Here is a 14,576-nt window from a genome sequence, read left to right on the forward strand (position 1 = left end):
AAGGGATTTGCGGTTGGCTAATTTATTTAATTCTTGTTAAGGCTCGTGGATTAGATAAGAAAACCGTAAATGCCAGCAAAAAAGCTTTTGCACGTTAAACTTATCTACCGGCAAAGGTCCAAATGAAAATTCCCTTAGAAGTGAGACGGGAAGGATTGTATTGTTGCCCGGGGCAATTTTATATTGATGCATGGAAACCCGTGCCCTTATCTATCATTACCCATGCCCACGGAGATCACGCTTATCGTGGCCATCAGCATTATATCGCTTCAAAAGATTCAAAAGATTTACTGCTCCATAGATTAGGAAGTAATATTTCGTTACAGGTGCTTTCCTATGGGGAAAAGGTGAAAATAAAAGATTGTTGGGTATCGCTTCATCCAGCAGGTCATATTTTGGGCTCTTCGCAAATACGTATAGAAACCAATAGCACCGTCACCGTTATCTCCGGTGACTATAAAAGAGCTTTAGATCCCACTTGCCAGCCTTTTGAAACATTAGAATGCGATATATTTGTTACCGAATCTACCTTTGGTTTACCTATCTATCGCTGGCAAGATAGTTTGGAAATAGCTAAGGAGATGTTTGAGTGGTGGGAAGAAAACAAAGCCGACAATCATCCTTCCATTATTTATTCTTATTCATTAGGAAAAGCTCAACGTATCCTCTCTTTATTAAAGTCTTACACAGACCAGCCCGCCTACTTGCATGGAGCCATGATGCCCTTAACGAAAATCTATGCAGAAAAGAGGATTGAGATGCTGCCCTTCATGGCCTGTAGTGAACAGCCAAAAAGCTATACATTTTCAAAAGATCTGATTTTAGCGCCTCCTTCTGCCGCAGGCTCACCTTGGCTAAAACGTTTTCCTCACTTTCGTGCAGCTGCAGCTTCAGGATGGATGCTAGTAAGGGGCGCCCGTAAAAGAAAAGGCATGGACCAAGGATTTGTGCTATCCGATCATGCGGATTGGGAAGGATTAATACAAACGATTAAGCAGAGCCAAGCTAAAGTTGTGCTAACTACCCATGGCAACACCGATGGATTAGCAAGATATTTGCGCGAGCAGTTGCATATTGATGCGAGGGAATTAAAAGGATTAGATGTTCTAGAGGAAGAGATCGATTGAAAAATTTTACAGAATTATTTGATCTGATTGATCAAACTTCATCGACTAATGAAAAGCTACGCTATATGGAAGAATACTTTAAAAAGGTTCCTTCCGAAGATGGCGCCTGGGCATTATTTTTCTTAAGCGGGCATAGGTTAAAAAGGTTAATAGGCTCTAAGACTTTACTCACCTGGTGTGGAGAGATTACCCAATTGCCAGCTTGGCTGATTGAAGAATCCTATGCTTCAGTAGGAGATACCGCCGAAACAATATCTTTATTGTTAGAGCAATCTTCCAGTAAAAATCATTTGATTGATTTATCTTTGTCTGCCTGGATGGCAAACCTTATTCTACCTTTAAAATCCAAGAAAGAGGAAGAGCAAAAAAGTACAGTTGTAGAAATCTGGAAGAGTCTCAGTAAAAAAGAGATTTTTATCTTTAATAAAATTCTTACCGGGGGCTTTCGCATCGGTGTTTCTCAGCTATCGGCTATTAAAGCTGTAAGCCAAGCTCTTGAGGTACCCAAAGAGGTGTTAAGTCAACGTGTCATGGGCCATTGGCAGCCTACTGCCAAATTTTTTGATAGCTTAAGAGTTGTCGAAGAGAAAAATAACTATTTAAATCCTTATCCTTTTTACCTAGCTTCGCCTTTGGAAGGAAACTTGGAAGCTTTATCCCATCCCCATGAATGGCAGGCAGAATGGAAGTGGGATGGTATCCGTGCGCAAGTTGTTTTTAGAGAAAAAGCAGCAGCTATTTGGTCGCGCGGTAATGAGCTTATCTCCGATCAATTTCCTGAGATCTTAGAAGGAATCCAAAAATTTCCCCCTGGAACAGTGTTAGATGGCGAAATCCTTGCTTATGAGAATGAAACCCCTTTATCCTTTGGGGTCTTGCAAAAAAGGCTAGGAAGAAAAGCGCCTTCCAAAGCTATCCAAAAAGAAGCTCCCGTCGTATTTATGATTTATGATCTTTTAGAATATAACGGTGTAGACCTCCGAAAAGAAGCTTTAATCAATCGACGTAAGATTTTAGAAGAATTAGCAGAAATTCATCCAAAATTTTTAATCTCTCCTCTTATTGCTTTTAACGTATGGGAACAGATCCATGAAAAACGCTTAATGGCTAAGCATACTTTAACCGAAGGGATTATGCTTAAGCGCTTGAACTCCCCCTATGGTACAGGGAGGCAAAGAGGAAATTGGTGGAAATATAAAATAGATCCTATGACAATTGATGCTGTCCTTCTTTATGCTCAAGCAGGCACGGGTAGAAGAGCAAATTTATATACAGATTATACTTTTGGCGTATGGCATCAACAGGAATTAATCCCTATTACCAAAGCTTATTCGGGATTATCTCAGCAAGAGATTGATAAGCTCGATCGATGGATTAGGCGTAACACCGAAGAAAAATTTGGCCCTGTGCGTAAAGTGAAAGCTGAACAAGTTTTTGAAATAGCCTTCGAAGGGATCCAGAGTTCTAAAAGGCATAAATCGGGGATCGCTTTACGTTTTCCTCGCATTGCACGCTGGAGAAATGATAAGCCTTTTACAGAATGCGACACCCTGCAACAAATTAAGCTAGAATTTTTGAATGAGCAATAAAGAATTAGCTTTTATTCTGGATTGGTTAAAAATAAAAGAATGGAGCCCTCTTGCCTTTCAGCAAGAAGCTTGGAAAGCCTTTTTTGAAGCAAAGGATGGGTTAATTTCGGTCCCTACGGGGGCAGGTAAGACCTATGCCGCTTACCTTGCCGCTTTATCCCACCTCCATCATCATCGCGCTAAAGGTGTGCAAATTCTCTATGTTACCCCTTTAAGAGCCTTGGCTAGTGATATTCAACTAGCCCTTCAACAGCCTATTCTTGATCTTAAGCTTCCCTATCGAGTAGAAAAAAGAACAGGAGACACCACGACAAGCCGAAGAGCTAAGCAAGCTAAGAATCCTCCGGAGATTTTGCTGATTACCCCCGAAAGTTTGGCGCTGGTGATAAGCAACGCAGGAGCCAAGGAGCAGTTTGCCCACTTACAGGCTATTATTATCGATGAGTGGCATGAACTTTTGGGAACAAAACGTGGCGTTTTACTAGAACTTTGTATAGCTCGCTTGAAAAGCTGGAGTAAAAGTGTAAGGATATGGGGACTGACAGCCACGCTTGGCAATTTGGAGCAAGCTGCGCAGGTTTGTGTAGGCATAGATCGTAAAGCTTCTTTGATTGTGACTAAGATGCCAAGGGAAGTTATCCTAGAGACTTTATTGCCGAGTAGCATAGAAAAGCTGCCATGGGCAGGAAAATCGGGTCTAGGCATGCTTCCCTATGTTCTTGCTAAGCTTTCTCCTCATCAATCGACCTTGATATTTACCAATACTCGCTCGCAAGCCGAGCGCTGGTATCAAGCAATAGAAGAGGCTAAGCCAGAATGGAAAAATTTAATAGGCCTGCATCACAGCTCGATCGATAAAAAAGAAAGAGAACTCATTGAACAACGTCTGAAAGAGGGGATCCTAAAATGCGTAGTGTGTACTTCTTCGCTGGATTTAGGAATTGATTTTTCTCCTGTCGAGCAAGTGATTCAAGTAGGATCGCCTAAAAGTATTGCTCGTCTCTTGCAAAGAGCAGGTCGTTCCTCTCACCGTCCTCTTACTCCTTGCCGTTTGTTGATTGTTCCTACCCATGCTTTAGAGATTGCTGAATTGAAAAGTTATCGCAAAGCTTTACAGCAGCAATTGATTGAAAATCGTCTACCCTTAACGCATACATTCGATGTTCTTATCCAGCACTTAGTGACTTGTGCGATTGGTGGAGGATTTAATAAGGATGAAATGTTTAAAGAGATTAAAACGACCTATGCCTTTAAAGATCTAACCTTAGAAGAGCTGGATAGCTGCCTAGAATTTTTAATTCATGGAGGAAAAGCTTTAACGGCCTATCCTGAATATAAAAAGCTTATTATAGAAAAAGATCTTTATAAAGTTGTCGATAGAAAAATTATACAGTTTCATCGCTTGAATATCGGTACGATCACCTCCGAACCTCATATCCCTGTTAAAATGAGTAATGGAAAATCCTTAGGGATCATTGAAGAAAACTTTTTATCTAGCTTGAAAAAAGGCGATCGTTTTTTATTTGGGGGCCGTCTTTTAGAACTTATTCAATTTCGTGACCTAACAGCTTATGTGCGCCTCAGTAAAGGGGTGCCTAAGACTGCTGCCGTATGGCGCGGTGGCAGGCTTCCCTTTTCTGCTCATCTAGGAAAAATGTTAAGGGAATCTTTAAATCCATCTCAAGAGATCTACCCGGAAAATGCTTTTTTAGAGCAAATTCTTGCCATACAAAAAAAGCTCTCCTCCATTCCCCATGAAAATGAGATGCTTATCGAGAGTTTGAAATCACGAGAGGGCTGGCATCTTTTTTTCTATCCTTTTGAAGGAAAAGCTGTCCATCAGGGGCTTGCTTATATTATTGCTTCCCGCTTATCTAAATGCAACTCCGGTACGTTTACCTTAAGTTCTAACGATTACGGCCTGGAAATTCTTAGTTGCACGCCTTTCAACGAAGAAAGTTTAAATAATGCTTTATTTGCTTTCGATAAGCTTGAAGAAGAGATTACCTCGCTGATCAATCTTCATGAGTTAGCGCGCTCTTCTTTTCGAGACATCGCTCGCATTTCAGGGCTTATTTTTCAAGGGTATCCAGGTAAGCATAAAACCCATCGTCAAGTGCAGGTGAGTAGTAGTTTACTCTATGAGGTTTTTAGTAAATACGACCCCTCGAATTTATTGATACAACAGGCAAAAAGCGAGGTAATCCATCAACAATTTGAGTTAAATAGAATTTTGCAAGTGTTGAAAAGATTGTCCACCTCCCTTATCATTCTTACGCACCCTCCCAAGTTAAGTCCATTGGCTCTGCCTCTCTATATTGAAAGAGTGAGTGGCCATCTTACCAATGAAACTTTAGAAGAGCGTATTGAGAAAATTAAAAATAGCTGGAAAAGAAAATGATAGCGATAAAAATCCGCGAGCAAACTATTCAATTGTTACCGCAAAGGGCTGCTTATTGGGAAGAAAATAAGGCTTTAATAGTTGCGGATATTCACCTTGGAAAAGCAGCCACTATGCAAAGAGCGGGAATTGCTGTACCTGAAGGGGCCATGGATCAAGACTTGATCAACCTTAGAAATATAATCGAACATACAGGCGCCCAACGCTGTATCGTGGTAGGCGATCTTATTCACGCGCAAAATGGCCTCTCAGAAGGTGTGCAATCAAAATTTGGCGAGTGGCTTTCTACCATCGATTGCTCAGTAGATCTTATCCTGGGCAACCACGATCAAGCGTTAAAAAATTATATGCCGGCAAGCTGGAAATTACAGGTCCATCAAGAATACTTGGCGATCAAGCCTTTTTACTTCAACCATTTTCCTATAACCATAGAAAACTACTTTGTTTGGTCAGGGCATCTTCACCCTCAGATTTTACTCAAAAGTAGGCACGATCAACTGAATTTGCGTTGCTTTCAGATTTCTGACTCTCTAGCTATTTTGCCCGCCTTCAGCGATTTTGTAGGAGGCTCTACTGTCACTAAGAATGCAGACAATCGCATCTTTGCGCTTGCTGGTAAAAAGGTGGTCGAAATATAGGCAGCAGGCCTTATTCTCATGCTGTCTTAGCATAAAGCCTTATTTTTTGAGCTTTGTGTCAGATTGTTATCTGAGCGAGTAGTTTATCGATATATTCACTTATTATTTTTGCCTCTGTTAAAAGCAGGGTAGAGCTTATCCTCAAAGGTTGGTAATCTGAAAAGGCATTAGACCTCTTTCGAAACTGGAATAAAATGTAAATTTTAGTAAAATGGTGACTCAACATTTAAAGGAGGCACCATGAAATTTGATAAGATAGAGAAATTAGATGATGAACGGTTTCGCAGATTGACAGGGGTAAAGCGTAGTACTTTTGATAAGATGGTGCAAATTTTACAGGAAGCCGATACGGCCAAGAAGATTAAAGGCGGGCGTAAATATAAACTGCGTTTAGAAGACATGCTGTTGATGGCATTGGAATATATGCGAGAATATAGAACCTATTTCCATATTAGCCAAAGCTATGGAATCAGTGAAAGCTCAGCTTATAAAGCGGTGAAGTGGATTGAAGATACATTAATCAAGCATCCAGATTTTGCTTTACCGGGACGTAAAGAGCTTTTGAAAAGCGATGCGGAATACGAGGTTATTTTAATTGATGCTACAGAAACGCCTATTGAGCGCCCTAAAAAAAACAAAAGCGCTATTATTCAGGGAAAAAGAAAAAACATACCCTAAAGACGCAGCTTGTAGTCGATAAGAAAAGCAAGAAAGTGATTTGCACTTCCTATAACAATGGCAAAAAGCATGATTTTAGGCTATTCAAAGAATCCCAGGTTAAAATCAATCCACAAATAAGAGTGTTAACCGATTCAGGATATCAAGGATTAAAAAAGCTGCATGCCCAAACCCAGATGCCCAAGAAAAGAAGTAAGAAGAATCCTTTAACTCAAGAGGATAAAAGAACAAATCAAAGTTTATCCAGAGAAAGAGTTACCAATGAAAACGTCATTGGCCTCCTTAAGCGATTTAAAATTATAGCAGATCGCTACAGAAATAGACGTAAAAGATTTGCACTTCGCTTCAACTGTAATAGATAAGACTTAATCTTACATTTATGATAAAAGTAAAGGAAACGCGATTTAAAAGCCGCGAAGCTTGAGGCCCTGTGGCTCATTAACGTGATAGGGCTAAAGTTGAAGGGGGTGGCCCCAAGACCAACAAGGAGTGTCAAAATGTCAAATCTAGCAATTCATCAAAAAGATATAAAAAACAAGCTTAAGTGTTTTAAAGCTAGCTGAAACACTAGGAAATGTATCTCACGCATGTAAAATGAGGGGATATTCTAGAGATAGCTTTTATAGATTTAAAGAGCCGTATAGAACAGGTGGAGAAGTAGCCCTTCAAAATATAACACGTAGAAAACCTTGTATAAAAACAAGGTGGACGAGTCTATCGAAAAAGCAGTGGTTGATTTTGCTCTTCAAAAGCCTGCTTATGGATAATTAAGAGTATGTAACGAGCTTGAAGAAACAAGGAGTTTTCATTTCACCGGGGGGCGTGCGTTCTGTTTGGCTTAAGATATAATCTTTAAGACTTTCCGAAAACGTCTCAAATCATTCGAAGCTTAAGATGGCTTTAAGAAGAAATAATATTAACAGAGGACCAACTAAAAGCTTCTGAAAAAGCCAAGAAAGAAAAAGAAGCGCATGGCGAAATTAAAACTGCACATCCAGGTTATCTATTATTCCAAGGTACTTATTATGTTATGTAGGCACTATTAAAGGCGTTTAGGGGCATTTATCAACAGACAGTGATTGATACATACTTATTCTAAGTTGGCTTTTGTCAAACTATACGATAGGAAAAATGCGTTAGTAGCAGCGAATATGCTAAATGACCGAGTCACTCCTTGATTTGAAGAGCAGGATGTTCGGATTTTGAAAGTGTTAACCGATCGTGGGACAGAGTACTGGGGCGCAAGAGAGCATGATGAGTATGAACTTTATCTAGCTATCGAAGATATTGATCATTCTCGCACCAAAGCCAGACATCCTCAAACCAATGGAATCTGCGAAAGGTTTCATCAGACCATGCAGAACGAATTTTATGCCATAGTTTTAGGAAGAAAGTGTTTAAAAATGTTGAAGAATTACAAGAGGATGTGGATAAATGGATGAATGAGTATAATAACGAGAGAACCCATACAGGGAAGTATTGTTTTGGCAATACGCCTTTACAAACATTCTTAGATGCAAAACATCTTGCGCAAGAAAAGATGTTAGATAAGTTACAACTGACATAAATAGTACCTGCCAGGTAACTCATGTTTGTCAGGTCAAGTACTGTCTAGGACACACGATGGAAATGCTAAATGGCAAATAAAATCTTCATGCAATTTTCCTGCAATGCTCCTCCCTTATCTTGTTCTATTTTGCGTACTTCTTTTTTAACATACTGCCATAATTCTTTTGATTCTCCTGATTGTTATTAAGAAAGTGGGTGATTTTATTATGGCTAATCTGGCCGTCTAAAAGATTGGATAGCCCTGTATCTGAAGCTGTGGGGAGCTGATAAGATAATGGTATAAATATTAAGAATATCTGGCTTCATTTTCTTCTCTTGTTTTCAAAGGAAAAATATATCTTTAAATTAACTTTTTTAATTAATTTATGGGTAAAAGGAGCTATTCACTTGCAAAAAACATTTTTATAGTAGATTTATTTGAAAAGAAAAAGTATTATTTTTTTTAAACATTTAGAGATAAGTAAAAAAACAGTATAGCAAAAAAACTTTAAGCCGTAACTATATGGCCGTTAGAATTCAAGTAAGCATAAAATTAGCCAAACAATGGATAAACTTATGAGTTCAGAAATTTCACGTACTAACCCTTCTCTGTTTCCTGCATTCAAGAAAATAGAAAAAAAATTTTTACCTTTTATACCACACACGGGCTTATATGCAGCAATTAGCTTAAAGATATTCGCACAATTGAGGCCGCAAGATTTGTACCGAGCTAGTTTAGTTTGCAAAGAATGGAATCAGTTAATTGAACAAGCCGATTTATGGAAAAAGCTTTATTCAGAAAGCTTTAGAGTTAGCTCCCCTGAAGAAAGGCTACATGATAGTAAGGCAAATTTTGCAGATCTTTCTTCTCCTCCATGGAACTTATCTCAAATAGTTAAATCCTTGTGGCATGATCCTACCTCCATTATTAGTGACACAATGGTAGCCAAGGTAAATACTGCGGCTCACTTTCTAAGCAAGGAAGGCTTTGAATTAAAAGGTGTGGCGAGTGACGGCGACTGCTTCTTTAGCGCTTTTTTAGGAAGCTATGCTTGTCTTTCTAGAAAAATTCCTTTATTAGACGGTTGTGAAGATAAAATTTCCTATTTAAGGCAAGTGCTCGCTGATATTGTTAAACACACCGACAGCGAAAGAGCCGAAGAAATAAAAAGAAAATCTACTTGGGTAAGTGGCTTAGGTGAAGGTGATCTATTAGCCTCATCCTTATCTATTCCTATTAGGCTAGTAACAATTAATGAAGAGAAGTTGGTTTGCGGTATACATGATAGGCTGATCTTTTCAGAACAAGGCTTATGTGAAGAGAATAGATCGCAGGAATGGAAAACTATCCCTCAAAAAGAAAGACCTCAAGAATACATTTTTATCGTGGACTTAGGAGGCCACTTTGTTTATGCACAGCCCATAAAGCGAGATTTTTCTCTTTCCTTAGATTCGAAAAGCTCTTCTAACATTTTTCTTTCTAATTCCCTACCTGCAAATGCATTAAAAAGCCCCCTAGAGACATTGAATAGTAAGGAGCTTTTATCTGACAAGGAGATAAAAGAAGCAGAAGAAGCCTATACGCAAGCTTTAAAACGTGCTGTTGAAGAGAAAGACCTTATCCAAGAAAGCCTTTGTATAGAAAGATTAGGTGATATTTATTTAAGAAAAGAGACATCAGAAACGCTTTTGCAAGCGGCAGGGCTTTACAATTATGCCTTACGCCTAGCTTCTCAGGAAAGACAAGAAATCCTTAGAAATAGACTTTTTCAAGTACAAAATTTACTTGTTAAACAATGTAACGGAAAACCTTTTGATTTCAAGGTAATGAAGAACCAATTTGAAAGTAATCGCAGCACCTTAAAGATTTTTAGAGAAAAAATAGAGGAGAAAATACAAATTCTGCCAGAGAATCCTTCTTCTCAAGAAGTAAGAGAGCTTTATAAGGAAATTGCCCAAGGAATGAAAGATTTCTTTAAAATTCTTGTCGAGCAGAGTATTGATACCTTAGAACCTGCTCCTTGTGAATACTCGATGATAGGCTTTGGTTCACTAGCTAGAGAAGAGATGACTCCTTATTCTGACTTAGAATTTGGTATTCTTATACAACAAGATACTCCAGTAAACAGGAAGTACTTTAGGAATCTTACAAATTTACTTCATCTAAAAGTTATTAACTTAGGGGAAACCATTCTTCCTGCTTTAAACATTCCTTGCTTAAAAGCCATCAATTTTTTTGATGGCATGACACCACGAGGCTTTGCCTTTGATGGGGCAGGAGTAGAAGGAAAGGGGTGTAAAACCCCTTTTGGCAATGGTAAGACATTTGAGCTTATTCAAACTCCTGGACAGATGGCCCAGTATATGGGTAAAGATGAAGAAGGCCAGTGGTGGCATGAAAAAGAGCCCCATCTTCCTATGGAACTTTTAAACTTCACTCATTTGTTCGGTGATCGTGAATTAACAGCAGAATATGCTAGAAAAATTCAACTAAATCTTAACATGCCTTATCAAGAAGGGCTTAATCTTCGCCAGCACTTAGCCAAGCAACATTTGTTTTACGAAGATATGGCGGCATTTGAACCCGAAACACGCAATTTAGAAAGACATGAAATGCTTTTTCGAGTTAAAAATGATTTTTACCGTTTTCCTCATTTGGCGTTGGACCGTTTAGCTCTCATTAAAAAATTAGAAGCTTCAGACATATTTACTAGAATTGATGAGCTGAACAAGCAAGGGGTTCTCACTCAAACCGCATCTGAAAAATTGAAGGATTGGATGAGTATAGCATTATTCATGCGTCTAAAAACTTATTTCCATTATCAGGCCCAGCAAGAGATGATGAACCCTCTGATTAAACCCTTTGGATTTGAAAATCCCCACCTTATTAAAAAGCAGTTTACTTTAGATTCAGAAACCTTAGAAAAAATTAAAGCAATCTACTGTGTTTGTATTCCATTCTATCAAGCTATGCGAGAATTTCTAGCAGGGAATGAAGACGACCTTAAATTTTCTAAGTTAGAGGATGACTCACCAAAAACTCAAGGAGATATAGCTTTCAGACTTTTTCAATATGAAGAGGCAAAAAAATGGTATCACATTGTTCTACAAGAAAATCCACAAAATGCCCAAGTATTAAATGCGTTGGGGATGCTTTATCAAGCTCAAGAAGCTTATGAGAAAGCGGCTAAGTATATTAATCAATCGCTCTCAATTAATCTTGCGTGTTTTGGCGAAAATCATCCAGCTGTAGCAAGGTGTTACAGCAATCTAGGATTAATTTATCAAAACCAAGGAAATATAAAAAAAGCTTTTAAGTGTATCAATAAAGCACTTGCTATTAATATTAAACTTTACGGGGAAAACTTCTTTTTAGTGGCAATAATTTATAACCAATTGAGAATGCTTTATGAAGAAGTTGGGAATTTAGGAGAAGCTTTTAAATATATCAAAAAAGTGCTAGAAATTGATCCGAATGTTATTAGCGAAAATTATCCAGCGGTGGCAAGAGACTATAACAGTTTAGGCCAAATCTATCAGGAACAAGGAAATTTAAAGGAAGCTTTTAATTATATCAAAAAAGCGCTAGAAATTGATCGTAATATTTTTTGTGAAAATCATCCGGTGGTAGCAAGAGATTACAGTAATTTGGGAGGAATCTATAAAGAGCAAGGGGATTTAGAACAGTCAATTAAGTATGTTAAGAAAGCTCTTAAAATCAACAAGAAACTTTTTGAGAAGGATAATCCGGTTGTAGCAAGGCTTTATAATAACCTAGGGATAATTTATCAAGCTCAAGGAGACCTAGAAAAGGCCGCTGAATATGTTAATCAAGGGCTAGCAATAAATATTAAGTTGTATGGTAATAATCATCCTAATGTAGCGAGAGATTTTAATACCTTAGGGGAAATTTATAAAGAGCAAGAAAAGTTAGAAATAGCTGTAAGATATGCCAAGAAAGCTATAAAAATTGACATTGGACTTTACGGTAAAAATCATCCTGTTTTAGCTAGAGATTTTAGTACTCTGGGGGAGATTTATAAAGAACAAAGTAAGTTAGAAAAGGCGGCAGAATATGTCAAGAAAGCTAAAGAAATTGATATTAAACTTTATGGGGAGGATCATCCCGATGTAGCAGCAAGTTACAATAACTTGGGAACAATCTATCAGACCCAAGGTAATTTAGAACAAGCGGCTGAATATATTAAAAAAGCACTCGCTATTAACCTTAAGCTTTATGGGGAGAATCATCCCACTGTGGCAACGCGTTACAATAATTTAGGAACAATTTACCTGGAACAAGGTAATCTAGAAAGAGCGGCTGAGTATATTAAAAAAGCGCTCGTTATTAACTTTAAGCTTTATGGGGAGATTCATCCCACTGTGGCAATGCGTTACAATAATTTAGGAACAATTTACCTGGAGCTAGCCAATTTAAAAAAGGCGGCTGAATATATTAAAAAAGCGCTCGTTATTAACCTTAAGCTTTATGGTGAAAATCATCCTAATGTGGCAGCAAGCTATCATAACTTAGGAACAATCTATATGGAACAAGGCAATCTAAAAAAGGCGGCTGAGTATATTAGCAAAGCGCTAACTATCAACTTTAAGCTTTTGGGTGAAAATCATCCCGATGTAGCAGCAAGTTACAATAACTTGGGAACAATCTATCAGACCCAAGGTAATTTAAAAAAGGCCGGTAAATATATCAAAAAGGCTCTTGCTATTAACCTTAGGCTTGATGATGAAAATCATCCTGACGTGGCAATTCGCTACAATAACCTAGCAGAAATTTTCCGAGAACAAGGTAAGTTAGAAAAAGCAGTTGAATATGCTCAAAAAGCTCTTACTCTCAATCTTAATCTTTTAGGTAAAAATCATTCAGAGGTGGCAACAAATTATCACGTTTTAGGAAAAATTTACCAAGAACAAGGTAGATTAGAAGAGGCGACTAAATATTCTAAGAAAGCGCTCTCTTTGAACCTTAGGCTTTATGGTAAGAATCATCCTAGATTGGCAAAAAACTACACAAACTTGGGAATAATCCATACAAAACAAGGAGATTTAGGCCAAGCGATTGCTTATACTACTCAAGCATTGACTATTAGCCGCATGGTTTATGACGAAAATTCTCCAGATAGAGCTATAATTTATAACAACTTAGGACAAATCTATCAGAATCAAGGTAATCTAGAGGAAGCGCGTGAATATTCTAAAAAAGCTCTTGTTATTAAACTTAAACTGTATGGTGAGAATCATCCTGATGTGGCAATTAGCTACAATAACTTGGGAACAATCTATCAGACCCAAGGTAATTTAGAAAAGGCGACTGAATATACTAAAAAAGCGCTCGCTATTAACCTTAAACTTTATGGGGAGAATCATCCCACTGTGGCAACGCGTTACAATAATTTAGGACAAATCTACAAAAAATATGGCGATTTAGAAAAAGCCTCTGAGTATACTAGCAAAGCTCTTGATATTAACCTTAAGCTTTATGGTGAAAATCATCCCCATATGGCAATAGGTTACGATAATTTGAAAGAAATCTATCAGTATCGAAGGGATTTAGAAAAGCAGACAAATATATGAAAAAAGAGATTGTAATTAAACAAGGAAGTCTAGGAAAGGTATGTGGCTAGATTTATAGAGGTGTTAGCTTCAAGAAAAGTTTATTTGTAATAGATAGGACTTAACCTGACATTTGTGATAAAAATAAAGGAAACACGATTTATAAGTCGCGAAGCTTGAGGCCCTGTTGCTCATTAAAAGTGATAGCAGGAAAAGTGAAGTGAGCGACTTAAACCAATAAGGAGTGTCAAAATGTCAAATTTAGCAACTCATCAAAAAGTTATAAAAAATAAACTTGGTGTTTTAAAGCTAGCTGAAACATTAGGAAATGTATCCCAAGCGTGTAAGATGATGGGATATTCTAGAGATAGCTTTTATAGATTCAAAGAACTATATGAAACAGGTGGAGAGGCAGCTCTTCAGGATATGACGCGTAAAAAACCCTGCATAAAAAACAGAGTGGACGAGTCTATCGAAAAAGCTGTGGTTGATTTTGCTCTTCAAAAGCCTGCTTATGGACAATTGAGAGTATGTAACGAGCTTAAGAAACAAGGGGTTTTCATTTCGCCAGGAGGTGTGCGTTCTGTTTGGCTACGATACAATCTTGAGACCTTTCAAAAACGTCTCAAAGCATTGGAAGCTAAAATGGCTCAAGAAGAAATGATATTAACAGAGGACCAACTAAAAGCTCTTGAAAAAGCCAAGGAAGAAAAAGAGGCACATGGTGAAATTGAAACTGAACATCCAGGCTATTTATTATCTCAAGATACCTATTACGTAGGCACTATTAAAGGTGTGGGACGCATTTATCAACAGACAGTGATAGATACCTATTCTAAGGTAGCTTTTGTCAAACTATACGATAGAAAAAATGCATTGGTAGCAGCGGATATGCTGAATGACCAAGTCATTCCCTGGTTTGAAGAGCAAGATATTCGTATCTTAAGAATATTGACCGATCGTGGTACAGAGTACTGCGGAGCAAGAGAGCATCATGAGTATGAACTTTATCTGGCCATTGAAG

At 38.0% G+C, this 14,576-nt stretch carries 7 protein-coding genes and 1 pseudogene; all 8 read left to right on the top strand.

Annotation, left to right across the window (positions count from 1 at the left end; all coding sequences use genetic code 11):
- The first annotated feature begins 122 nt into the window (after positions 1-122).
- Positions 123-1,127, top strand: coding sequence for a ligase-associated DNA damage response exonuclease (locus tag NEOC65_RS01460; RefSeq protein ID WP_213155470.1), 1,005 nt, complete (start codon positions 123-125; stop codon positions 1,125-1,127).
- A complete protein-coding gene (locus NEOC65_RS01465; protein WP_213155471.1) occupies positions 1,124-2,716 on the top strand; it encodes an ATP-dependent DNA ligase in 1,593 nt (530 codons plus the stop codon). Before NEOC65_RS01460 ends, NEOC65_RS01465 begins: the two co-directional genes overlap by 4 nt.
- Complete coding sequence (locus NEOC65_RS01470; RefSeq protein WP_213155472.1) at positions 2,706-5,117, top strand: ligase-associated DNA damage response DEXH box helicase; 2,412 nt, start codon at positions 2,706-2,708, stop codon at positions 5,115-5,117. The genes NEOC65_RS01465 and NEOC65_RS01470 overlap by 11 nt, the downstream gene beginning before the upstream one ends.
- The gene (gene pdeM / locus NEOC65_RS01475) at positions 5,114-5,755 is read left to right on the top strand and encodes a ligase-associated DNA damage response endonuclease PdeM (RefSeq protein WP_213155473.1); all 642 of its coding nucleotides are present in this window, start codon (positions 5,114-5,116) and stop codon (positions 5,753-5,755) included. The genes NEOC65_RS01470 and pdeM overlap by 4 nt, the downstream gene beginning before the upstream one ends.
- A gap of 240 nt (positions 5,756-5,995) precedes the next feature.
- Positions 5,996-6,795 (top strand): IS5 family transposase gene (locus NEOC65_RS01480; RefSeq protein WP_213155474.1). Its coding sequence is split into 2 segments (ribosomal slippage): positions 5,996-6,383 and positions 6,383-6,795, totalling 801 coding nucleotides; the frame shifts between segments, so codons are not numbered across the junction.
- A gap of 169 nt (positions 6,796-6,964) precedes the next feature.
- Positions 6,965-8,000, top strand: a pseudogene (locus NEOC65_RS01485) (integrase core domain-containing protein); the annotation flags it as partial.
- Between the two features lie 557 nt (positions 8,001-8,557).
- Positions 8,558-13,573, top strand: coding sequence for a tetratricopeptide repeat protein (locus tag NEOC65_RS01490; protein ID WP_213155475.1), 5,016 nt, complete (start codon positions 8,558-8,560; stop codon positions 13,571-13,573).
- 231 nt (positions 13,574-13,804) lie between these two features.
- A partial coding sequence (locus NEOC65_RS01495; protein ID WP_213155476.1) for a helix-turn-helix domain-containing protein occupies positions 13,805-14,576 on the top strand: 772 nt, incomplete at its 3' end.

It is taken from the genome of Neochlamydia sp. AcF65 (assembly GCF_018342435.1).
Taxonomy (GTDB): Bacteria; Chlamydiota; Chlamydiia; order Chlamydiales; family Parachlamydiaceae; genus Neochlamydia.